Consider the following 21,815-nt stretch of genomic DNA (forward strand, 5'->3'; position numbering starts at 1 on the left):
GCCCCGCCCGCTGCCACAAGGCATCCTGGGCGGCCAGCATTTCACGGTGTACGGGGCGTTGCCATTCGGTGCCGTGGCGTGGACGGTCTCACGGCTGCTTTCCGGTCGCGTACCGTGGCCGAGGGGGTGCTTACCGGCCTCCCGACGGGGGTGCGTACCCTCGTAAGGTCTCCCGTATGCGACGGGTGCGTTTCGCGCGCCCACGTTGTCGTTGCTCGTCGTGACGAGGCCACACGTTGGTAGGAGACACCAGAGACTGCCGTGCGCCCGCACGACACGCCAGGCGGAGGGGACCCGATCCTCCCGCCCGACGCGACACACAGGAGAAGCAGTGAGCAAGGGTAAGCGCACCTTCCAGCCGAACAACCGCCGCCGCGCGAAGACCCACGGGTTCCGCCTGCGCATGCGGACCCGGGCCGGCCGGGCCATCCTGGCGGCCCGCCGTCGCAAGGGCCGCGGCGCGCTGTCCGCCTGATCGCCCCCGATCGAGGCGCGCCGTGCTGCCGGCTGCCGCACGCCTGCGGCGGAGCGAGGAATTCCGCGTGGTTCTCCGTCGCGGATCCAGGGCAGGCAGGCGTCGCCTCGTCGTCCACGCGTTGACCACGGACCCGCCCGGGGCCGCCGACACCTCGTCGGCGGCCAGGGCGGGTTTTGTGGTGAGCAAAGCCGTCGGCAATTCGGTGGTCCGCCACCGCGTCACCCGGCGGTTGCGTCACCTCGTTTCGGCCAGGCTCGGAACCCTGCCCGCCGGCAGTGCGTTGGTCGTACGGGCATTGCCGCCGTCCGCCACCGCGTCCAGCGCGGAGCTCGGGGCCGATCTCGACGCCGCGCTGCGTCGGCTGGGACTTCTGCCGTCGCGCCGTCCGGCCGGGGATGTCCCCCGCCCGACGCGTCCCGCGGACGCGGCCCCCGACCACGGATCTGCGGTGTGACCGGCATGCGAGCCACCCCCGAGCACGACTCAGCGCACGACCACGACGTGGAACCGGAGCCCGCGCGGCCCGGTCCGGTCGCCTGGGTCCTGTTGCTCCCCATCAAGCTCTACCGCAAGGCGATCTCGCCCTTCCTCCCGCCGGCTTGCCGGTTCTACCCGAGCTGCAGCGCGTACGCAGTCGAAGCCCTCACCCGGCACGGCGCCGGCCGCGGCTCCTACCTCGCGCTGCGCCGGCTGCTGCGCTGCGGCCCGTGGACCATGCCCGGCCGCGACCCCGTGCCCGAGACGTTCTCGTGGCGGCACCGACAACCTGAAACACCGATCGAGGAGTAGCAGCAGTGCTCGATTTCATCTACTACCCCGTGTCCTTCATCCTGTGGTGTTGGCACAAGGTCTTCGGGTTCGTCTTCGGTGAGTCGACGGCGATCGCGTGGATCCTCGGCATCATCTTCCTGACGTTCACGGTCCGCGGCATCATGTTCAAGCCGTTCGTGAACCAGGTCCGGTCGATGAAGAAGATGCAGGACTTCGCGCCGGAGATGAAGAAGCTCCAGAAGAAGTACGCGAACGACAAGCAGCGCCAGGCGCAGGAGATGCAGAAGCTCCAGCGCGAGCACGGCGTCAACCCGCTGGGCAGCTGCCTGCCGATGCTGCTCCAGATCCCGGTGTTCATCGGCCTGAACCACGTCCTGCGCGCGTTCACGATGCCGCCGCCCGGTGGTGGCCCCAAGACCGAGAACTACTTTTTCACCCAGCACGACGTCGAGTCCTACGTCAACGCGAAGCTGTTCGGCGTCAACCTCGGTGAGGCCGTCTACAACGGCGTCGGGGTCGTCAGCGGCGGGGCCACGAACGTCGGGTTCCACTGGAGCGTGCTCCCGGTCGCGCTGCCCCTGATGATCGTCGCGTCGATCGCCACGCACCTCACCGCGCGGCACTCGGTGGCCCGGCAGAACGCCGCGTCGGCCACCCCGCAGACCGCGATCATGAACAAGCTGACGATGTACATCTTCCCGCTCGGTGTGCTCGTGTTCGGTGCGCTGTTCCCCCTCGGCCTCCTCTTCTACTGGCTGGCGAACAACGGCTGGACCCTGATGCAGCAGCGCCTCGTCTACACGAAGATCGACAAGGAAGAGGCCGCCCGCAAGGCGGAAGCCATCGAGAAGCGCGCGTCGCTCGGCCCGAAGCCGGGCCAGAAGCCGACCGCGCCGAAGGTCGGCCAGAAGCCGGTCCAGCAGAAGAAGAACCAGCCCGCTCAGGGTGGCTCGCAGAAGAAGGTCGCCAAGGCGGGTTCGGCCCACGGCTTCGCGCAGCTGACGCCGGCGGAGGCCGCCGCCAAGGCCGCTGAGGCCAAGGCCGACGGCGCCACGGCGGCGGACCAGGTCCAGGCCGACACCAACGGCCAGAACGGCTCGCAGGAGAACGGCACGGGCGTGCCGGGCCTCCTCAAAGACTCGACCAGGAAGTCGGGCCGGAAGCGCCGCTGAGGCGCGACCGGTTCGGAGAGGAGACGAATGATGTCGGAGACGATCGACACGATCGACGCCGATCAGGACGACACGGCCGCGGGCGCGGCCACCGAAGAAGCGGGCGAGCAGAAGGCGGGCGGTGGCGACGACATCCTCGTGCAAGAGGGTGACATCGCCGGCGACTACCTCGAGCGGCTGCTGGACCTGCTCGACTACGACGGTGACATCGACCTCGACGTGGAGGCCGGCCGCGCGATCGTGAGCATCGACGGCGGCGAGGACCTCGAGAAGCTCGTCGGCCCGCGCGGCACGGTGCTCGAGGCGCTGCAGGAGCTGACCCGCCTGGCGGTCCAGCAGGAGACCGGCTCCCGCAGCCGGCTGATGCTGGACATCGCGGGCTGGCGCGCGGACCGCCGCGAGGAGCTGCGCGAGCTCGGCCGGTCGACGGCGGAGTCGGTCCTCTCGAGCGGCGAGCGGGTGCGGCTGCAGCCGATGAGCCCGTTCGAGCGCAAGGTGGTCCACGACGCGGTGGCGACGGTCGCGGGTGTCACGAGCGAGAGCGAGGGCGAGGACCCCAAGCGGCGCGTGGTGATCTTCCCGGAGTCCTGATCCGGTTCGGCTTTGCCGAGCGGCCCCACCCGACTGGTTCGGGTGGGGCCGCTTCTTTGTGTGCTAGGTGTGGTGGATGCGTCCCGCACCCGGCGAAGTCCTCCACTTCTCGGAGGACCCGGCGATCACCCGGTTCGAGCCGCACGTGGCGGCGACGGCCCGACAGCCGGAGGCGTACGTCTGGGCGGTCGGTGCGTCCCGGTCTCCCGACTACTGGTTCCCGCGCCAGTGCCCGCGCGCGATGGCTTGGGTACCGCTTCGCGGCTTCTTCCTTCCGGACGTTCGGCGAGCACGGCCACGCGAAGGTGGCGGTGACTCCGGTGGAGCCGCTCGGACCGCCGGAGCCCGTCGGTGATCTGCTGGCGCTCCACGCGGCGGCCGGGATCCAGCTGCGGGTGCTGCCGAACCTCTGGGGGTTCGTGGACGCGGCCGCGGCGAGCTCGCTGGGCTTCAGCGGTATCCGGTTGCGCAACGCGGCGCCGCGGCCGAGCGAATTACATCGGTGATGTTTCACGTGGAACGCCGTCGCGAGGAGCGGTGACGGCGGTCGTGTTTCACGTGGAACCGGCCGCCGGGCGAGTGGAGTTGTCCACATCTGCGGACTGTCGGCTCGTTTTCGCCTCGACATCGGGGACAATCAACTCAGCGCGGTTTCACGTGAAACCGGCGGACGAGGAGTAGACGGAGTGAGCTTGGATCAGGCCGCGGTGGTGGTGCGGGCCGCGGCGGAGCGGGTGTTCGGTGAGCACGTCGACCAAGCGGCCGGGTACGTCGAACTCCTGGAACTCCACGGCGTCGAACGTGGGCTGATCGGGCCGCGGGAAGTCGAGCGGCTGTGGGAACGGCACGTGCTCAACTCGGCGGTGATCGGCGAGCAGATCCCCAGCGGTGCCCGGGTCGTCGACGTCGGGTCCGGGGCGGGGCTTCCGGGAGTACCGCTCGCGATCGCGCGACCCGACCTCGATATCGTCTTGCTCGAACCGATGGCCCGCCGGGTGGACTGGCTGGCCGAGGTGGCCGAGAAGCTGGAACTCCCGATCACCATCGTCCGTGGACGCGCGGAGGAGCGGCCTGTGCGTGAGCAGCTCGGTGGCGCCGACATCGTCACCGCTCGCGCGGTCGCCCCGCTCGCCCGGCTCGCGGACTGGTGCCTGCCGCTGGTCCGTCCCGACGGCTTCCTGGTCGCCCTCAAGGGCGCCAGCGCGGCGGACGAGATCGACCGGGACGGTGCCGCCATCCGCAAGGCCGGCGGGGCCGACCCACTCATCATCGAATGCGGTGCCGCAGTACTAGAGGTCCCCAGCACGGTCGTGAAGATCCGTCGCCTGCCGACGGCAACCAAGCCGAAGGCGCGGAGCAAGAAGCGTTAACGAGCCGCGATGTTCCACGTGAAACGACGCGACTCGACCACCGACCAGACGTCTACATGGAGGAGGTGTCGAGACCGGTGAATCCCCCGCCGTCCGACTCCACGGAGACCAGCCACGACGTGGGCTGGACGCCGATCGCCGAAGAAGCCACCCGCGCCGCTCGGCTGCTGCACCCGGACGGGACGCTTCCCCGTCCCGGTCGCCGCCGCGTGCTGACCGTCGCCAACCAGAAGGGCGGCGTCGGCAAGACCACCAGCACGGTCAACCTCGCCGCCGCGCTGGCCGTCCACGGGCTCAAGACGCTCGTCGTCGACCTCGACCCGCAGGGCAACGCGAGCACCGCGCTCGACGTCGACCACCGGTCCGGGACACCCTCCATCTACGAGGTGCTCATCGGCGAGGTGACGCTCGCCGAGGCGGCCCAGCCGACCGACCAATCCCCCAACCTCTTCTGCGTCCCCGCGACGATCGACCTCGCCGGCGCCGAGATCGAGCTCGTCTCGATGGCGTCGCGCGAGTCCCGGCTCAAGGAGGCCATCTCCTCGGAGATCCTCGACGAGATCGGCGTCGACTACGTCCTCATCGACTGCCCGCCGTCGCTGGGCCTCCTGACGGTCAACGCGATGGTCGCCGCGCAGGAGGTGCTCATCCCGATCCAGTGCGAGTACTACGCACTGGAGGGTCTCGGGCAGCTGCTGAGCAACATCGAGCTCGTGCAGCAGCACCTCAACCGCGAGCTCCGCGTCTCGACGATCCTCCTCACCATGTACGACGGCCGGACCAAGCTGGCCGACCAGGTGACGAACGAGGTGCGGAACCACTTCGGCGACACCGTGCTGAAGACGGTCATCCCCCGCAGCGTGAAGGTGTCGGAGGCGCCCGGGTACGGCCAGACCGTGCTCGCCTACGATCCCGGTTCGCGCGGGGCGATGAGCTACGTCGACGCGGCCAAGGAGATCGCCGAGCGCGGCGCACAGATGGAGGAAAGGGGTAGTTCGACATGACCGAGCGCAGAGGAGGGCTGGGGCGCGGTCTGGCCGCCCTGATCCCCACCGGACCGGCCAGCGGCCCGCTGCCGGCGCCCGGTGACGGCGCGGCGGCGGACAAGAAGGCGGCCGAGGAAAAGGGCTGGTTCGCGGCGAACGGTCAGGCGAAGCAGCACAGCGGCGAGGTCGCCGGCGCGGTCTACCGCGAGATCCCCGTCGGCTCGGTCAAGCCGAACCCGAAGCAGCCGCGCCAGGTCTTCGACGAAGACGCGCTCGCCGAACTCGAGCACTCGATCCGCGAGTTCGGGCTCATGCAGCCGATCGTGGTCCGCGAACTCGGCAACGACGAGTACGAGCTCGTCATGGGCGAGCGGCGGTTGCGCGCGTCGCAGCAGGCGGAGCTCGAGGCGATCCCGGCGATCGTCCGGCAGACCGCCGACGAGTCGATGCTGCGCGACGCGCTGCTGGAGAACATCCACCGCGTCCAGCTGAACCCGCTCGAAGAGGCGGCCGCGTACCAGCAGCTGCTCGACGAGTTCGCCGTCACGCACGAGGAGCTGGCGAGCCGGATCGGCCGCAGCCGTCCGGTCATCACCAACACGATCCGGCTCCTCAAGCTGCCCCTGCCGGTGCAGCGCCGGGTCGCCGCGGGCGTCCTCTCCGCCGGTCACGCGCGCGCGTTGCTGTCCCTCGAAGACGCCGACAGCCAGGAAGAGCTCGCCGCGCGGATCATCGCGGAGGGCATGTCGGTCCGGGCGACCGAGGAAGCCGTCACGCTCAAGAAGAGCGAGAAGCCGGCCAAGCCGAAGCCCGCGCCGCGCAAGCCGATCCAGGCGCCCGGGTTGCAGGAGCTCGCGAACCGGCTTTCGGACACGTTCGACACCCGCGTGAAGGTCGACCTCGGTCGGCGCAAGGGCCGGATCGTGCTCGAGTTCGGCTCGGTCGACGATCTTGAACGCATCGTCTCGATCATCGATGCGAACACGACAAATCAGACACCGAAAACCGATTAGGGATCACCCCAGGGTGTTTCGTCACGGTGATGATTGCGGACTGATCACCCCGCCACGACGCTGAGCTACGAGGGGGAAGCGTGTGGGATCCGACCGGTTCGCTCGCTCGCGCGCTCTGGATCGGGGGCGGGCAGTGGGCCGGCAAGTCGACGGTCGCTCGGCTGCTCGCCGTCCGGTACGGGCTGACGGCGTACCACTACGACTACCACGACGCGCGCGGTCACCTCGACCGCCGGATCGCGCGCGGCGAACCCGCCGAGCGTGATCCGGAGGAGACCTGGGTCCGGCGCACGCCGGAGGAGATGGCGGCCGACGCCCGCGAGATCTTCGCGCTGCGGTTCGAGTGGACGCTCGACGACCTGCGCGCGCTCGACTCGCCGCGGCCGCTGATCGCCGAGGGGTGGGGGCTGCGCCCGGAGCTGGTCGTGCCGCTGCTCGACTCGCCGCGCCGGATGATCGTCATGGTTCCGACCGACGAGTTCCGGAGCCACCAGGCGGCCACCCTGCCACGGGCCGGCTCGGTCACGCGCAAAGTCAGCGATCCGGAACGGGCGCAGCGAAACCGGCTCGCGCGGGATCGGCTGCTCGCCCACGACGCCGTCGCGAGAGCGCGCGAACTCGGCGTCCGGGTGCTGGAGGTCGACGGCTCCCACAACGCAGAAGAAGTGGCCGGCCTGGTGGCCGACCACTTCAGTCCGTACCTCTGACTCAGCGGGAGATCGCGCGCCCGATCAGCTCCGCGAACACCGTGCCGAGCGACTTGCCCGCCGCCTCGATCGCCATCGGCACCGTCGACGTCTCGGTGAGGCCCGGCGACGGGTTCACCTCGAGGAAGTGCACCGTGCCGTCCGCCGTGACGACCGCGTCCGTGCGGGAGATGTCACGCAGCCCCAGCACGCGGTGCGCGGCGACCGCGAGCTCGGCCACCGCCTTGGCCGCGGCGTCGTCGAGCCGGGCCGGGGTGAAGAAGTCGGTCAGGCCGGCGGTGTAGCGGGCCGTGTAGTCGTACACGCCGCTCTCCGGGACGATCTCGACCGCGGGCAGGGCCTCGGGCCCGTTCTCGCCCTCGATGACCGTCACGGCCACCTCGACGCCGTCCACGAACCGCTCCGCGAGCACCGTGTCGCCGTAGGCGAAGCAGCCGACCATCGCCGCCGGCAGTTCCGCCGCCTCGCGCACCACCTGGGTGCCGAGCGCGGACCCGCCCTGGTCCGGCTTGAGGATCAGCGGCAGGCCGAGGCGCTCCACCATCGCGTCCAGCACCGCCTGGGCGCCGAGCTCGCGGAACGTGCTGTGCGGCAGCACCACCCAGCCCGGCGTCACGAACCCGGCGTTCTCGATGAGCGCCTTCGCGGTCGGCTTGTCCCACGCGCGGCGGCAGCCCTGGGAGCCGGTGCCGACGAACGGCACGTCCAGCATCTCCAGCACGGTCTGCACCGAGCCGTTCTCGCCCTCACCGCCGTGCAGGGCGACGACCACCGCGTCCGGCCGCTGCGTGCGCAAGCGCTCCAGCAGCCCGGCGTCGGTGTCCCACTCCTCGATGCCGAGGCCTTCGGACTTCAGCGCCGCGGACAGCCGTCGCCCGGACCTCAGCGAGACGTCGCGTTCGTGCGAGAGCCCGCCGGCGAGCACGGCAACGGTACGGTCGACCACCGTGGAAACTCCTTAGCTGCTAACGGATCCCCGGTCGATCAGACCGTGTCCGGGTAGGGCGTCTGCGGCCCCTGGATCTGGCGCGTGACCACGCTACCGAAGGTGCGGGCGAGGTCCATTTCGGACTCCAGCACGCCGGCCAGCCGCCGGACGCCCTCGCGGATCCGCTCGGGCGTCGGGTAGCAGTAGGACAGCCGCATCTGGCGGCTGCCGAAGCCGTCGGCGTAGAAGCCGGTGCCGGACGCGTACGCCACCCGAGCGGTCACCGCGCGCGGCAGCATCGCCTTGGTGTCGACGCCTTCCGGCACCGTCACCCAGACGTAGAAACCGCCGTCCGGCTTGGTCCACGAGCAGCCCGGGGGCAGGTACTGGTCGAGCGCCGACAGCATCGCGTCGCGCCGGTCGCGGTAGTTCTCGCGGAACTTCTTGATCTGGCCCTTCCAGTCGTGCGTGGCCAGGTAGCGCGAGACGATCATCTGGTTGAACGTCGGCGGGCACAGCGTCGCCGACTCCGCGGCCAGCACCAGCTTTTCGCGCACGGCGTGCGGCGCGAGCACCCAGCCGACGCGCAGGCCGGACGCGAACGTCTTGGAGAACGAGCCGAGGTACACGACGTTGTCGGGGTCGATCGAGCGCAGGGCCGGGTAGATCTGGCCGTCGAAGCCGAGCAGGCCGTACGGGTTGTCCTCGACGACCAGCACGCCGTGGGTGCGGCAGATCTCCAGGATCTCCGCGCGGCGCTCGACGGCCAGCGTGACGCCGGCGGGGTTGTGGAAGTTGGGGATCGTGTACAGGAACTTGACCCGGCGGCCGGCCTTCTCCGCCTCGGCGAGGGCGTGCCGCAGGCCTTCCGGCACCAGGCCGTGGTCGTCCATCGCCACGTGCACGACCTGCGCCTGGTACGCGGCGAACGAGCCCAGCGCGCCGACGTACGACGGGCCTTCGGCGATCACGACGTCACCCGGGTCGCAGAACAGCCGCGTGACCATGTCCAGGCCCATCTGGGAGCCGACGGTCACCACGACGTCGTCCGGGTGCGCCTTGATGCCCTCGAGCGCCATGATCTCGCAGATCTGCTCGCGCAGGACCGGGACGCCGTGGGCCGAGCCGTACTGCAGCGCCACCATGCCGTCGTCCGCGATGATCTCCGCCACCTGCGCCGACAGCGTGTCGAGCGGGAGCGCCGCGAGGTTCGGCATGCCGCCGGCCAGCGAGACGACCTCGGGCCGGCTGGCCACCGCGAACAGCGCCCGGATCTCGGAGGCGGTCATCCCGGCGGTGCGCGCGGCGTACCGGTCGAGGTGGGGGTCGAGGTTCTGGCGGCCGCTGTGCGGCTTGCTGGGGCGGTTCTCGGTCATCGACGATTCACCCGGGGCTCGGTGGACACGGTCACTCCCGCGGGAGCTGGTAGATCCCATCGAGTGTAACCGGGCACCCATCGGGACCCCCTGGCCTTTCGGTGCTTGTCACATCGGCCTATCCTCGACCGTGGCTCCCGTGTTCGTGCTGCGCCCTCGCGCTGCTTGACGACCGGGCGGCCGGTCGGGAGCGCAGGTCAGGGAGGTCGCGGGTGTCGCGTCGCGTCGTGGGCGTCACACTGGACAACCTGGAACACCTGCCGAAGAGCTGCCGCAGGTGCGTGTACTGGGAGCTGGCTCCGCACCTGAGGAACCAGGCCGAGGAGTTCGGCGCCACCGAGGTCGAGAAGGAAGCCTGGGTCTCGAGCGTGCTGCTCGAGTGGGGCTCCTGCGGCCGCATCGTCTACAGCGACACGCTGCCGGTCGGGTTCGTGCTGTACGCCCCGCCGAACGCCGTCCCGCGCTCGCTGGCCTTCCCGACGTCGCCCCCGAGCGCGGACGCGGTCCTGCTGACCGCGTTCCAGGTGCTCCCGGAGTTCCGCGGCGGCGGGCTCGGCCGGATGTTGGTGCAGGCCGTCGCCAAGGACCTCACCAAGCGCGGCGTGCGCGCGATCGAGGCGTTCGGCGACGCTCGTCCCGACGAAGCCGACCCGGACGGCGGCCACAGCTGCGTGCTGCCCGCGGCGTTCCTGCAGAGCGTCGGCTTCAAGACGGTCCGCCCCCACCAGAAGTGGCCGCGCCTGCGCCTGGAGCTGCGCTCGGCGATCACCTGGAAGGAAGACGTCGAAGCGGCGCTGGAGCGGCTGCTCGGCCAGGTGACGATCACCACGGCCGAGCCGAGCCTCGGCCGCGCGTAAACCCACACCGCAAACGTTTGCGTCCAGGGTCCGGCATGCCTCGAACGCGGGTGTGCACAGCTGTGGAAGAAGTGCCGAGTTATCCACAGAGCCCTGCTAGGAGCGGTGGACAAGCTGTGGAGAACTGCCCCGAAACCTGGGGACGCGCAGACGGCGTCCCCAGGGGTGGTGGGGCAGGTGAAGGTGAGCCGCTAGGGGTTGTGGTCGGGCCTATTCGGCCTTCGCGAGCTCGTGCGCCAGGACGTCGGCGAACGTGAACGTTCCCGTCGGCTGGTCGCCCTCGCCGAGGAGGTACAGGCGCTTGACCGCGATGAGGATGCCCTCCGCGACGATGTCGCGGAACGCCGGGTCGCCGAGCTTGCGGCTGTCGTCCGGGTTCGTCAGGTAGCCGATCTCGACCCGGACCGCGGGGCAGCGGGTGCGGGTGAAGATCTCCCACGTCTTGTAGTGCGTGCGGCAGTCGAGCATGCCCGTGCGGGCCGCGACTTCGCGCTGGATGAAGCCGGCCAGCAGCTCGCCCACCGTCGACGTCGTGCCGTTGCCGGTGCCGAAGTGGAAGCTCGCGATGCCCTGGGCGCGCGGTGAGCGGTTGCCGTCGCTGTGCAGGGACAGGAACAGGTCCGCACCCGCGTCGTTCGCGAAGCGGGCGCGCTCCAGCTCGGTCGGGCTGTGGTTCGGGCCGCGGGAGATCAGGGCCTCCATGCCGGTGGCCTTCATCCGGCCCTCCAGGCGGCGCGCGAGGTCCCACGCGATGTCGGCCTCACGCAGGCCGCCGGCGACCACGCCGAGGTCGTCGCCGCCGTGGCCGGGGTCGATCACGATGCGCTTGCCGCGCAGCCGCGGACCGGCCTGGCGCACCTGCTCCTGCTCGCGCAGGAACACGGGGCGACCGCCCCTGGCCCGCGGTGAAGACAGGCGGTGCAGCTCACGGATGGTCGCCGGACCGCACATGCCGTCCGGCGTCAGGCGCATGTCGCGCTGGAACGTCTTGAGAGCGCGCTCGGTCGCCGGGCCGAAGTAGCCGTCCGGGCGGCCGGCGTCGAAGCCGAGCTCGGTCAGCCGCTCCTGGAGCGTGAACACGTCGTCGCCGTGCACGGGCGACGCGATCATGTACGACAGCGGGCGGCTGCCCAGGTGGTAGCTGGCGCCCTTGAGCGCCTGGAACGTCGCCTGACCCACGACGCCGTCGGTCATCAGCCCACGGCGCTGCTGGAAGGCACGGACGGCGTGCTCGACGGCAACGTCGAACGTGTCGTAGTCGTCGGTACCGGTGACCGGCGGGAGCAGGTCCATCCCGGCCAGGATGGACCTGATCTCGGCGACGTCCGGACCGGCGTCACCGCGGCGGAGTACCCGCATGCACTCCTCGCTCTTCCTAAGGCACCGATTCGGGGAGCTCGGTGCGTGGCAGGACTTCGGGAAAACCTTCGCTGGGACTCGCCCAGGTCCTCTATTGTGCCTTGCCAACTCTCGGTGACAGCGCAGGCCCGGTAGGTGCGTCAAGGGCCCGATCGTGGAGTACCCGCCGTGGCTCTCGTCACGCTCGATTCACCCACACGGCACAGATTCACCCGAACGACGACGAACCCGGGGTCCGCAGGGGGATTCCCGCAGGCCCCGGGTTCGCCGGGCTTGTTCGGTTCAGAGGACGTCGGCGAGGTCCGACAGCAGCGCGGCCTTCGGCTTCGCGCCGACGATCTGCTTCACGGGCTTGCCGCCCTGGAACAGGATCAGCGTCGGGATGGACATCACCTGGTAGTCACGCGGCGTGTTCGGGTTCTCGTCGATGTCGATCTTGGCGATGGTCAGCTTCTCGCCGTTCTCGGCCGCGATCTCCTCGAGCACCGGGGCGACCATCTTGCACGGCCCGCACCAGGTGGCCCAGAAGTCGACGAGGACCGGCTTCTCGCTGGTCAGGACCTCGTCGACGAACGTCGCGTCGGTCACCTTCACGGTGTTGGACATGGTTTCTCCTTCGGGGTGATGGAACGCCGGAAAGTCAGTTGGTGCCCGCGCCGTAGCCGCCGCCGACCAGTTCGGCCGCCTCGTGGGCGTCCGACTCGCCGTGCTCCGCGAGCCATCGTTCCGCGTCGATCGCGGCGCTGCACCCGGAACCCGCGGCCGTGATGGCCTGCCGGTAGGTGCGGTCCACCAGGTCGCCGGCCGCGAAGACGCCGTCGAGGTTGGTGAAGGACGTGCGGCCCTGGGTGACGACGTAGCCGTCCTCGTCCAGGTCGACCTGCCCCTTCACGAGCTGGCTGCGCGGGTCGTGGCCGATCGCGACGAAGAAGCCCGACACGTCCAGCGTCGACTCGGAGCCGTCCTTGGTGTCCTTGATCCGCAGGCCCTCGACCTTGCCGTCTCCGAGCACCCCGGTGATCTGCGAGTTCAGCTTCCACTTGATCTTCTCGTTCGCGCGGGCGCGCTCGATCATGATCTTGGACGCGCGGAACTCGTCGCGCCGGTGGACGACCGTGACGGACTTCGCGAACTTCGTCAGGAAGGTCGCCTCCTCCATCGCCGAGTCGCCACCGCCGGCGACCACGATGTCGTGGTCGCGGAAGAAGAAGCCGTCACAGGTCGCGCAGGCCGACACACCGCGGCCGAGCAGCTCCTGCTCGCCCGGCACGTTGAGGTACCGCGCCGCCGCGCCCATGGCGAGGATGACCGCGCGGGCGGCGTACCGCTTGCCGTTCGCGTGGACGTACTTGACGTCCCCGGTCAGCTCCAGCGACTCGACGTCCTCCGCGCGCAGCTCGGCGCCGAAGCGCTCCGCCTGCTTGCGCATCTCCTCCATCAGGTCCGGACCCATGATGCCGTCGCGGAACCCCGGGAAGTTCTCGACCTCGGTCGTCGTCATCAGCGCGCCGCCGAACTGCGTGCCCTCGAACACCAGCGGTTCCAGCTGGGCCCGCGCCGCGTAAACGGCAGCGGTGTATCCGGCAGGACCCGACCCGACGATGATCAGGTTCCTGATTTCTTCGGCAGCCACCCGTGACCTCCGCTCGTAGTGACCTGTACCAGGCTCAACACGATCGTAGGTGGCCATGTTCCCAGCCGTGACAGGCGCTACTTCTCCCCGACGACCTTGTCGAACAGGACGGCCGGATTCCCGGGCCCGCAGTCCGCGCCGAACGCGACCAGGCGGAACTGGGCCAGCTTGCCGGTGGTCAGGATGATCATGACCCCGGCCTTGCCGCCGACGTTCACCGGGCGGATGCCCTCCGGCCGCACCTTCGGGTCGAGCCCGGCGGCCGCGATGCACGCGTCGAGCCGGTCCTCGTTCTCCAGCGGACCGAAGTCGCGGACGCCGATCGCCTTGCCGACCAGGGCCTGGGCGCCGTTGCCGTCACTGCCCACGCTCGGGCCCGACGGCGCGGGTGCCGCGACGTTCGGCGTGCCGCTCTGCTGCGACGTCGAGGGCAGCGCGACCGTCACCGCGACGACCGCCGCCGCGGCCGCGGTCAGGATGCCGGCGGACCAGCCGAGCCGCTTGTTCCGGCGCCGCCGGGCGGCCGCGAGGTCCACCACCGGGGCGTCCCCTGGCCCGGCCTGCCGCGGTGCGGGCGCCTGCGTCGCCCGGGGAAAGGCGGCCGCTGCTTCGGCGGCCAGGGCCGCGTCCAGCCGGGCCGCGTACTCCGCGGGCATCGGCGGGGCCGGCGCTTCCGCGAGCGACGCCAGGTCGGCCTGCGTCGCGTCGAGGGCGTCCAGGATCGCTCTGGCCTCCGGGTCGGCGTTGACCACCGGCCACAGTTCGCGGGCCTCCGCGTCGTCCAGGACGCCGGCGTGGAGGTCGGCGAGCACGTCGACAGACCAGGGCGGACCGACGGTCCCCCCGATCCCCCGGCTTTCGTCCGTCATCGTCCCTCCCCGCTACCCGGCTGACGCCCGGCCCGTTTGCTTTCGTGAGTTGGGACGTTCGCAATCGCATCGGGGTTCCGCAGGTGTCCGAGAACCTTCGCGAGTTTTCCGCGGCCCCGCGCGCACCGGCTCTTCACGGTGCCTTCGGCGATGCCGAGCATCTTCGCCGTCTCGGCGACGGAGTACCCCTCGACGTCGACGAGGACGATCGGGGCGCGCTGGTCTTCGGGCAGCTGGTCGAGCGCCTCGCGGACGAGCAGGCTGGTCTCGCGCTCGGCCATCGAGTCGCGCGGGGCGGCCGGCTCGTTGAACCCGGTCTCCGGCAGCGGCACGGTCGGGCGCGCCTGGCGGCGGCGGATCCGGTCGAGGCAGGCGTTCACCACGATCCGGTGCAGCCACGTCGTGACCTGCGACTCCGCGCGGAAGTTACCGGCGGCCCGGAACGCCGAGATGAAGGCGTCCTGCAACGCGTCGGCGGCCTCTTCCGGGTCGCGGACCGTGCGCAGGGCGACCGCCCACATCCGGTCGCGATGTCGCTGGACGAGTTCGCTGAACGCATGAGGGTCCCCCGCGGCGTGAGCCGCTATCAGATCCGCATCCGTGGGAGCTGCAGCTGTCACCCGGCAGAGCCTACTGACCCTGTCGGGTGCGTCACCCCGCAGGCAGGAAGGTCAGGTCGGCGATTTCCGTCTGGAACTTCCCGTCGTCGCCACCCAGCTGGGTGATCCAGACGATGAAGTACTCGCCCTGCGTCGGCTGGGCCAGCGGGATCGTCGTCTCGCCGTCCTGCAGGTCGCCGTTGCCGACCACCTTGGTGTCCGCGAGGTCCGGGTCCTTCTCGGTCGCCGAGCGGATCTCGACCTTCGTGCCCGGCGTGCCGCCGCCGATCTTCACCTGGCTGAGGTTGATCGGGGCCTCGAAGGTGACGACCAGCCCGACGCCCGGCTTGATGGCGGGGAACTGCTGCTTGTACTGCTCGGTCCGCCAGACCGTCTCGGGCTTGTCGTCGGTCGCGTACTTGGCTCGCGAGGTGTTGTCGCCCTTGCCCTCGGGGTTGTAGACGGCCACGGACTGCGGCTTCACTGCGGCGCCCACAGTCGGCGATGGCGGCGGAGCCTGCGACGACGACGCGGGCGGCTGCCCGGCCGGCTGGCTCGACGCCGGCGGCGCGGCGACGTTGATCGTCGGCCCGCTCGCCTTCGAATCGCCCTGGAAGACGTTGATCAGCATCAGCCCGCCCCAGGCGAGGATGACGACGGTCGCGACCACCAGCACGGTGACGCCGAGCGCGAGCTTGCGCCGCCGGGCGACGTCCTTGACCGGCTTCTTCGTCGTCCAGACCGTGCCTTCGGCCTCGGCCGGGTCGCCGCCGACGGCCTTGATCAGCTGGGTGCGCTCCTCTTCCTCGGCCACCTGGTCGAGGACGCGGAGGATGGCCGCGCTGGTGCGGATGCCGCCGTTGCCGCCGTCCTCGATCGTGCGCACGGCCAGTGACGACAGGTCGGCGGGCACGGTGGGGACGAGCTGGCGCGGCGGGACGATCCGGCCCTGGGGCGTCATCGGCGCCGGCGGGATCGCGGGCGGGCCGCCGGGCAGCGCCCAGCGTCCGGTCAGGAGCAGGTAGAGGACCGCGCCGAGCGCCTTGACGTCGTCGCGCAGCGTCGCCTCCGGCAGCGGGCCCGGGAAGGCGAGCTTGAGCGCGCCGTTCGGCGTCAGCCGCAGGCGCTGCGGGTGGTCGAGCCCGAGGACGAGCCCGTTCTGGTGGGCCTGTTCGACGGCTTCGGCCAGCGCCTGCACCATCCGCGCGGCCGCGGCGGGGGCCACCGGCCGCTGCGCGACGAGGTCGACCAGGTCGCTGCCCTTGGTCCACTCCGCGACGACGACGCCGAGCAGGCCCTCGCTCGAGGTGACGCCGCTGCCGAGGCTGAGCACGTCGAGCACGCGGGCGACGCCGCCGTGACCGAACTTGGACGCGTGCGTGGCGCGTTCGAGGGTGCGGCGGGCCAGCCGGGCGGCTTCCGGATCGGCCGGGTCGCCGACCAGCAGGGTCAGCGCGACATCGCGCTTGAGCTGCCCGTCCCGCGCACGCCAAAGGTGCGCGTCGCCCCGCTCGTCCACGCCGAACTGCGCGAGGAGGCGGTAGCGGCCGTCGCCGACCACACGCCCGGGGGCCAGCGATCCGACCTGGGCCTTGCCCACGTGGTTCGCACCCCCCGCCTGTTCGCTCCGCCTCGTGTCCACCCGCACTCTCCCGCTAATCCCCGCACCGAGGGTACCCAGAATACGACGCGGGAGTCGTCGCCTTCCGTACCGGAATCGTTACCCGCGCTTGATCAACCGGGTGAACCTCGAAGTGGCCGGCCTCAGCTCCTCCACCTTCAGCGCCATGAGCACGCCGAACGAGACGACGATGCCCACGATGCTCTGCAAGAGAAGTTTGACCCAGGCACCCAAAGTCGGCCCGAACGAGTCGGGGACGATCCGGCCCGCGACCCACGCCGCGCCGACGCCGAGGACGCTCGCCACGACCGTGAAGAGGATCACGCCGATCACCCGTTTGCTGCGCAGGTTGCCCAGCGTCACCCAGAGCCACACCTGACCGAGGATCGCACCGACGACGAAGGTCAGCGCGTTGACCATCATGACGCCGAGCACGACGTTGTCCGGCGACAGCAGCACCGGGCACAGGTACAGCAGCGGTACCTTCACCAGCGTCATCACGATCATGATCAGCGTCGGCGTCCGGGCGTCCTTCATCGCGTAGAACACGCGCATCTGGAGCATCACCAGCGCGTACGGCAGGAGCGCGAACGCCGAGATGGCCAGCGCGTCGCCGAGCCGCTCGGCGGTGTCGACGGTGCCCTTGCCGAAGGTGAACAGCGCGATGCCGATCGAGCCGCCGACCACGGTCATCACGGCGGAGATCGGCACGAGCATCACCGTCGAGATCCGGGACGCGTACGACAGGTCGCCGATCAGCTTCTTGTGGTCGCCGTCGGCGGCCGCGCGGCTCATCCGCGGCATGATCGCCGTCAACAGTGAGACGCCGATGACGCCGTACGGCAACTGGAAGAGCAGCCAGGCGTTGGAGTAGGCCGTCACGCCGCCGGGCGAGCCGCTGGTCAGCACGCGCGTGTTGATCGTGTAGCCGACCTGGCTCACCGCGACGTAGCCGAGGATCCAGAGCGCGAGACCGCCGAACTCCTTCATCTGCTTGTCGATGCCCCAGCGCCACTTGAACCGGAAGCCGGACCGCAGCAGCGGGGGCACCAGCAGCAGCGCCTGGGCGACGATGCCGCCGGTGACGCCGATGCCGAGCGTGAGCACCTTGGGGTCGGTGATCGAGACCTGCTCGGTGTTGATGTCGCCCGGCATGATCCAGACGACCAGGATCGTGAAGATGACGACCAGGTTGTTGATCACCGGCGCCCACGCGGTGGGGCCGAAGATCTGCTTGGCGTTCAGCACCGCCGAGAGCAGCGCGAAGACGCCGTAGAAGAAGATCTCGGGCAGCAGCAGGTAGGCGAACGCCGTCGTCAGCCCCGCGCTGGCCTTGCCCGACGAGTCGACATAGAGACTCGTGAACGCCGGTGCCGCGATCACCGCGACCACCGTGCCGACCAGCAGCAGCGAGAAGGCCACCGTGATCAGCCGCTGGGTGTAGGCCGTGCCGCCGTCGTGATCGTCTTGCGAGCGCACCAGCAGCGGCACCACCACGCTGGCGAGCACGCCACCCATCAGCAGCTCGAAGATGATGTTCGGCATCGTGTTGGCGACGTTGAACGAGTCGTTCGCAATGCCCTGGCCGATCGCGCCGACCAGCAGCAGCTTCCACAGGAAGCCGGTGATCCGGCTGATCAGCGACGCGATCGCCATCCGCCCGGACGCCTTCGCCAGCGACGGCGCCTTCGCGGGCGCCGCCGTGCCGGGTTCGGCCGGCTTGACGAGCGGCTTGCCGATCGCCGGCATGACCTGGGTGGCCAGCGCGTCGTAGGGCCGCATGACGTCGGGGTCGGCGACCGGCCAGCGGGAGTTCATCGGGACGCCGGCGGTGCGCGGGATGAACCGCGTCGCCTCCGGGTCGCGCGGCGGCGCCTGCTGGGCCTCCTCCTGCCACGGCCGGACCGGCGCGGGACGCCGGGGCGCGCGGCCGCGGGGCGGTACCGGTTGGGCCGGCATGCCCGGCGCCGGAGTGCCCGGCGCCGGGGTGCCGGGCGGGGGCGTCACCGGAGGGGCGGGCTGCGGGAGCCGTCCCTGGTGCGAGGGCGGGCCCTTCTGCGGCGGCGGGCCCGGCAGAACCGGGGGCGGCGGGACCGGCGGCACGGGCTGGACGCGCGTGGGCGCCGGGCCACCGGCGTTGCGGGGCGGCTGCCCGCCGCGCGGCGGCTGCGGAGGCGGACCCTGCGGAGGGTGCCCCGGCGGCGGCGGGACGCGCCGGGCCGGTCGCTTGTCGCGGACCGGCACGTCGTCGCGGATCGGCCGCCGAACTGGGGGCTCTTCGGGGCGGCGGGGCGGAGCGTCGTCACGGACCGGGGCGTCGTCGCGGACCGGGCGCCGGGGTGGTGCCTCGTCGCGCGGTGGGCGCGGGTCGCGCACCGGGGCGTCGTCGGGGGCCGGCAGCTGGCGCGTGTGCCCGTTGCGGGGCGGCTGGCGGCGGCCGCGCTCCGGAGGTGGTGGAGGCGGCTGCTGGGGTGGTGGCTGGCGGCGGACCGGCTGCGCCGGTCGCGGGGGCCCGTCAGTCCTTTGCGGCTGCTGCGGGGGCGGAGCGCCTTCGCGCCGAGGACGACTCGCACGCTCGGGTGGTAAGCCCGGCTCTCTCTCCAACGCGTGCCCAATCCTCGGTGCTCGGTCCGGTGCCGCGGCCCGGTGCCGCGCACGTGCGGACCAAGGGTAATCGGGAACCGCCCGGAACACTCAAAGGCCGACGGATCAGTCCACGACGGAGCGGCCCGCCCGGGCGTCCTTCAGCCGTCGGTAGATGCGCCGGGAGGCGAGCAGAAGCAGGGCCACACCTGCGGCGACGGTCGCGATGATGGTGATCGCGCCGTACTCGGTGGACGTCAGTTCGAACCGCGCGGATGACCCGAGCGGGGTACCGGTGGGCGTGCGCAACGACACATCGACGCTGAACCGGCCGGCCCGCAGCGCCTCCACCGGGAGGAAGTAGTTCTTGCCGCCGCTGGCCGGGAAGAACCGGTCCTGGGCGTCCCCCGGGCGCAGGCCGATGTTGTTGTCGAGGGCGAACCGCGCGTTGATCCCGACCGGCAGGTCGTTGCTGACGTACACCGGCAGCGGCGAGTTGCCGGACGCCAGCGCGATGGTCTGCTTCGGCTGCGAGACGGTCACCCGCCCGCTGATCGCCGCCAGCTCGGCCTGGGCGTTCGTGGTCGCCGCGTCGGCGGGCAGCCCCCGCCACGCCGTGGACGCGCCCCGCAGCTCCGCCAGCCGGACCGGTGCGACGACGTCGTCCGGCTTCACCCGTTTGGTGGGATCGATCTGCATCGCGGAGGCCAGCCCGGTGGCCTGGTCGTCGAGGCCCGAGAGCGTCGAGACGACGCCTGGGTCGATGCCGGCGGCCGGGTTCTGCCCGCCGTCGCCGACCGCGCCGGAGGCCTCGGGAACGGCGGCCAGCAGGGTCGAGAGGCCGGTGGCGGTGACCAGGCCCGCGTTGAGGAAGTCGCCGACCTGCTGCAGGTACGCGGTGAGCTCGGGGGCGGACGCGTCCCAGCGCCGCGGCGGGGCGACCAGCAGGTGGTCCGGCCGCTGCTGCCCGGCCGGCTGGCCGAGCCCGGCGCGGAAGGCGAGCGCGCCGAGGCCGTTCTGGCTCGCGACGGCCCGCTCGGTCGTCGCCGCCACCGTGACCGAGTCCGGCACGGCCGGGACGCCCGTCATCGCGGCGGAGATCAGCGAGTCGGTCGGCTGCACGCGGACGGTGCTGCCCTGCACGGTGACGCCGCCGCCGGCCGCGGCGGGCGCGAGCTTGCCCGCGTCGGTGAGCACGGTGCGCACGCCGGCCTCGGTGAGCGCGGCGAGCACCGCCGCGCTCGGCGTGCCGTCCGGCCAGAGCACCCCGGTCTGCGGGGTGACGCCGGCCAGCTGCTGGATGGTCGCGGCGCCGGTGGCGGCCCGGGTGACCAGGCTCGTGTCGCCGGGCCGGATCCGCGTGAGGGCGTCGAGGTCGGCGTCGGCGAACGGCAGCGCCACGACGCAGCGGCTGCCGACCAGCGAGCGGAGCGCGGACAGCCACGTCTTCGCGGTCTCGGTGCCCTTGCCGTCGACGTTGCCGCCGTCGGTGTGGACCTGGTAGCCGCGGCTCATCGCGTCGACGGTGGTGAGCAGGTCCGGGTCGAGCGCGAAGCACATCGACTTGGCCAGGTTCGAGTCGCCCTGGACGGCGGTGGTGGCGGCGGTGACCAGCCCGTTCAGCCTGCCCTCGGGACCGATCTCGTCGGCCAGCCGGTCGTCGGCCAGCACCAGCGGGCCGCCGTACGGCGCCGCGTACACGTGCGGGACGTTCCCGGTCAGCGGCCAGAGCAGGGTCATGCTCGGGGCGCCGGAGTGCGAGGTGGACTGCTTGCCCGGCCCGGCCAGCACCGGCATCAGCATGCTCACCGCGCCGAGCCGCGCGGGCCCGCCGAACTCGGGCGTGCCGTTGACGTTCACCAGCAGCGGGTAGACGCCGGGGCGGCTGAACTGGGCCGCCCGCTGGCCGGTCAGGTTCACGGTGATGTTCAGCGGCGCGCTCTGGCCGGGTTCGAGGGCCTCCGCGACCGACGTGAACTCGGTCAGCGGGCTGTCCTTGATGACCGCGCCGGACAGCACGTCGCCGATCCCGCGTTCGTTCGTCGCCCGCTCGCCGACCTGCAGCCGCACCTGCGGCCGGGTGACCCGCCGGTCGCCGGTGTTGGTCACCGTGCCGGCGACGGTCAGCGTCGTCGTCGAGCCGGTGATCACCCGCGGGTTCAGCTCGGCCAGGTCGACGCGCAGGCGGGCGCCTTCCTGCGCCTGGGCCACCGTGGCTCCGGCGAGGGCGGGGACGGCCAGGAAGAGGACGGAAAGGAAGGCTGCGGCGAACCGCTTCACTCGGGGGCTCCCTCAGGGGCGTGCTCGTCTCGTCCGTGGACGTCCGGGCGCGCGAAAAGTTCCTTGGCCTTCCGGACGAGCTTGCGCTCGTCGGAGTAGGCGAGTTTGGTCTCCAGCTCGGCCAGCGGGACCCAGGCCACCTCGGTGACCTCGACGTCCTCGTCGGACAGCTCACCGCCGAGTGCTTCGAGCAGGAAGTGGTGGACGGTCTTGTGGATCCGCCGCTTCTCGGCCACGAACCAGTAGTCGATGGTGCCCAGTGGCCGCAGCACGCGCGCGGAGATGCCGGTCTCCTCCTTGACCTCGCGCACGGCCGTCTGTTCCACCGTCTCACCGTCCTCGATGTGGCCCTTGGGCAGCGACCACAGCAGTCTGCCGTGCCGGTCGAGCCGGCCGATCAGCACCGCCTGTTCGCGCTCGGGGTCCACCACGAGCCCGCCGGCCGACGTCTCGTCGACCGTGGTCAGGCGCCTGCCGCGCTGACGCCTGCGCCGCCTGCGCGGCTTCGAGGCGCCGGGACGGCCGGCTGATCCAGACATGCTGCGATGCTAGAGCAAACGGTTGCCCCGGTAGGCTGGCTCTCCGTGTCCGTGTCCGGCGGTGCTGTAGTAGATCGCACCCA

The 21,815-nt window shown here is 71.2% G+C and carries 21 protein-coding genes and 1 pseudogene; 11 read left to right on the forward strand and 11 right to left on the reverse strand.

Annotation, left to right across the window (positions count from 1 at the left end):
- Window positions 1-331: 331 nt before the first annotated feature.
- The 10 genes and pseudogenes from rpmH to ACH54P_RS29425 all read left to right on the forward strand — a co-directional run bounded on the left by rpmH (window position 332) and on the right by ACH54P_RS29425 (window position 7,088).
- Window positions 332-475 (forward strand): 50S ribosomal protein L34, encoded by a 144-nt coding sequence (rpmH, locus tag ACH54P_RS29380; RefSeq protein ID WP_013231070.1) that lies wholly within the window; start codon window positions 332-334, stop codon window positions 473-475.
- 22 nt (window positions 476-497) lie between these two features.
- Window positions 498-932 carry a ribonuclease P protein component gene (gene rnpA / locus ACH54P_RS29385; RefSeq protein WP_489906574.1) on the forward strand — a complete coding sequence of 145 codons (435 nt, stop codon included), beginning with the start codon at window positions 498-500 and terminating at the stop codon, window positions 930-932.
- Between the two features lie 5 nt (window positions 933-937).
- Entirely contained in the window at window positions 938-1,267 is a 330-nt protein-coding gene (gene yidD, locus ACH54P_RS29390; protein WP_489916692.1) for a membrane protein insertion efficiency factor YidD, read from the forward strand.
- A 5-nt stretch (window positions 1,268-1,272) separates the two neighbouring features.
- On the forward strand, window positions 1,273-2,421 hold the full coding sequence (gene yidC / locus ACH54P_RS29395) for a membrane protein insertase YidC (RefSeq protein ID WP_489906575.1): 1,149 nt from the start codon (window positions 1,273-1,275) through the stop codon (window positions 2,419-2,421).
- 30 nt (window positions 2,422-2,451) lie between these two features.
- Entirely contained in the window at window positions 2,452-3,012 is a 561-nt protein-coding gene (locus ACH54P_RS29400) for a Jag family protein (protein WP_489906576.1), read from the forward strand.
- Window positions 3,013-3,088: 76 nt separating this feature from the next.
- A pseudogene (locus ACH54P_RS29405) lies at window positions 3,089-3,518 on the forward strand (DUF6886 family protein).
- 180 nt (window positions 3,519-3,698) lie between these two features.
- Window positions 3,699-4,382, forward strand: a complete 684-nt coding sequence (gene rsmG, locus ACH54P_RS29410; RefSeq protein WP_489906577.1) for a 16S rRNA (guanine(527)-N(7))-methyltransferase RsmG — start codon at window positions 3,699-3,701, stop codon at window positions 4,380-4,382.
- Between the two features lie 77 nt (window positions 4,383-4,459).
- Window positions 4,460-5,386 carry a ParA family protein gene (locus tag ACH54P_RS29415; RefSeq protein WP_489916694.1) on the forward strand — a complete coding sequence of 309 codons (927 nt, stop codon included), beginning with the start codon at window positions 4,460-4,462 and terminating at the stop codon, window positions 5,384-5,386.
- On the forward strand, window positions 5,383-6,381 hold the full coding sequence (locus ACH54P_RS29420) for a ParB/RepB/Spo0J family partition protein (RefSeq protein ID WP_489906578.1): 999 nt from the start codon (window positions 5,383-5,385) through the stop codon (window positions 6,379-6,381). The genes ACH54P_RS29415 and ACH54P_RS29420 overlap by 4 nt, the downstream gene beginning before the upstream one ends.
- A gap of 80 nt (window positions 6,382-6,461) precedes the next feature.
- Window positions 6,462-7,088 carry a hypothetical protein gene (locus ACH54P_RS29425; RefSeq protein ID WP_489906579.1) on the forward strand — a complete coding sequence of 209 codons (627 nt, stop codon included), beginning with the start codon at window positions 6,462-6,464 and terminating at the stop codon, window positions 7,086-7,088.
- 1 nt (window position 7,089) lies between these two features.
- On the opposite strand, the gene ACH54P_RS29430 is transcribed toward ACH54P_RS29425, so the two are convergent.
- A complete protein-coding gene (locus ACH54P_RS29430) occupies window positions 7,090-8,034 on the reverse strand; it encodes a D-alanine--D-alanine ligase family protein (protein ID WP_489906580.1) in 945 nt (314 codons plus the stop codon).
- Between the two features lie 38 nt (window positions 8,035-8,072).
- Complete coding sequence (locus ACH54P_RS29435) at window positions 8,073-9,392, reverse strand: aminotransferase-like domain-containing protein (protein ID WP_489906581.1); 1,320 nt, start codon at window positions 9,390-9,392, stop codon at window positions 8,073-8,075.
- A gap of 212 nt (window positions 9,393-9,604) precedes the next feature.
- On the opposite strand from ACH54P_RS29435, the gene ACH54P_RS29440 reads away from it, so the two are divergent.
- Window positions 9,605-10,249: a GNAT family N-acetyltransferase gene (locus ACH54P_RS29440; protein WP_489906582.1), complete on the forward strand. Its 645-nt coding sequence runs from the start codon at window positions 9,605-9,607 to the stop codon at window positions 10,247-10,249.
- A 210-nt stretch (window positions 10,250-10,459) separates the two neighbouring features.
- Here ACH54P_RS29440 and ACH54P_RS29445 read toward each other — a convergent pair whose 3' ends face one another.
- The 9 genes from ACH54P_RS29445 to ACH54P_RS29485 all read right to left on the reverse strand — a co-directional run bounded on the left by ACH54P_RS29445 (window position 10,460) and on the right by ACH54P_RS29485 (window position 21,732).
- Window positions 10,460-11,608 (reverse strand): N-acetylmuramoyl-L-alanine amidase, encoded by a 1,149-nt coding sequence (locus ACH54P_RS29445; protein WP_489906583.1) that lies wholly within the window; start codon window positions 11,606-11,608, stop codon window positions 10,460-10,462.
- Between the two features lie 282 nt (window positions 11,609-11,890).
- The gene (gene trxA, locus ACH54P_RS29450; protein ID WP_020642536.1) at window positions 11,891-12,214 is read right to left on the reverse strand and encodes a thioredoxin; all 324 of its coding nucleotides are present in this window, start codon (window positions 12,212-12,214) and stop codon (window positions 11,891-11,893) included.
- Window positions 12,215-12,248: 34 nt separating this feature from the next.
- Window positions 12,249-13,241: a thioredoxin-disulfide reductase gene (gene trxB, locus ACH54P_RS29455; protein ID WP_489906584.1), complete on the reverse strand. Its 993-nt coding sequence runs from the start codon at window positions 13,239-13,241 to the stop codon at window positions 12,249-12,251.
- Window positions 13,242-13,318: 77 nt separating this feature from the next.
- Window positions 13,319-14,110: a hypothetical protein gene (locus tag ACH54P_RS29460; protein WP_489906585.1), complete on the reverse strand. Its 792-nt coding sequence runs from the start codon at window positions 14,108-14,110 to the stop codon at window positions 13,319-13,321.
- Complete coding sequence (sigM, locus tag ACH54P_RS29465) at window positions 14,107-14,730, reverse strand: RNA polymerase sigma factor SigM (protein ID WP_489906586.1); 624 nt, start codon at window positions 14,728-14,730, stop codon at window positions 14,107-14,109. The genes ACH54P_RS29460 and sigM overlap by 4 nt, the downstream gene beginning before the upstream one ends.
- Window positions 14,731-14,761: 31 nt before the next feature.
- Complete coding sequence (locus ACH54P_RS29470) at window positions 14,762-16,351, reverse strand: protein kinase family protein (protein WP_489906587.1); 1,590 nt, start codon at window positions 16,349-16,351, stop codon at window positions 14,762-14,764.
- Between the two features lie 78 nt (window positions 16,352-16,429).
- Window positions 16,430-18,289, reverse strand: coding sequence for a murein biosynthesis integral membrane protein MurJ (gene murJ / locus ACH54P_RS29475; RefSeq protein ID WP_489906588.1), 1,860 nt, complete (start codon window positions 18,287-18,289; stop codon window positions 16,430-16,432).
- A 750-nt stretch (window positions 18,290-19,039) separates the two neighbouring features.
- Complete coding sequence (locus ACH54P_RS29480; protein ID WP_489906589.1) at window positions 19,040-21,193, reverse strand: DUF6049 family protein; 2,154 nt, start codon at window positions 21,191-21,193, stop codon at window positions 19,040-19,042.
- Window positions 21,190-21,732, reverse strand: a complete 543-nt coding sequence (locus tag ACH54P_RS29485; RefSeq protein WP_489906590.1) for an NUDIX hydrolase — start codon at window positions 21,730-21,732, stop codon at window positions 21,190-21,192. Before ACH54P_RS29485 ends, ACH54P_RS29480 begins: the two co-directional genes overlap by 4 nt.
- Between the last annotated feature and the right edge of the window lie 83 nt (window positions 21,733-21,815).

It is taken from the genome of Amycolatopsis sp. N2S4-7 (assembly GCF_058119595.1).

Coding starts and splice junctions, on each gene's coding strand:
- ACH54P_RS29485 (WP_489906590.1), bottom strand. CDS start 21,732: ATGTCTGGATCAGCCGGCCGTCCCGGCGCCTCGAAGCCGCGCAGGCGG.
- ACH54P_RS29435 (WP_489906581.1), bottom strand. CDS start 9,392: ATGACCGAGAACCGCCCCAGCAAGCCGCACAGCGGCCGCCAGAACCTC.
- ACH54P_RS29460 (WP_489906585.1), bottom strand. CDS start 14,110: ATGACGGACGAAAGCCGGGGGATCGGGGGGACCGTCGGTCCGCCCTGG.
- yidD (WP_489916692.1), top strand. CDS start 938: ATGCGAGCCACCCCCGAGCACGACTCAGCGCACGACCACGACGTGGAA.
- murJ (WP_489906588.1), bottom strand. CDS start 18,289: ATGCCGGCCCAACCGGTACCGCCCCGCGGCCGCGCGCCCCGGCGTCCC.
- ACH54P_RS29400 (WP_489906576.1), top strand. CDS start 2,452: ATGTCGGAGACGATCGACACGATCGACGCCGATCAGGACGACACGGCC.
- trxA (WP_020642536.1), bottom strand. CDS start 12,214: ATGTCCAACACCGTGAAGGTGACCGACGCGACGTTCGTCGACGAGGTC.
- ACH54P_RS29445 (WP_489906583.1), bottom strand. CDS start 11,608: ATGCGGGTACTCCGCCGCGGTGACGCCGGTCCGGACGTCGCCGAGATC.
- ACH54P_RS29420 (WP_489906578.1), top strand. CDS start 5,383: ATGACCGAGCGCAGAGGAGGGCTGGGGCGCGGTCTGGCCGCCCTGATC.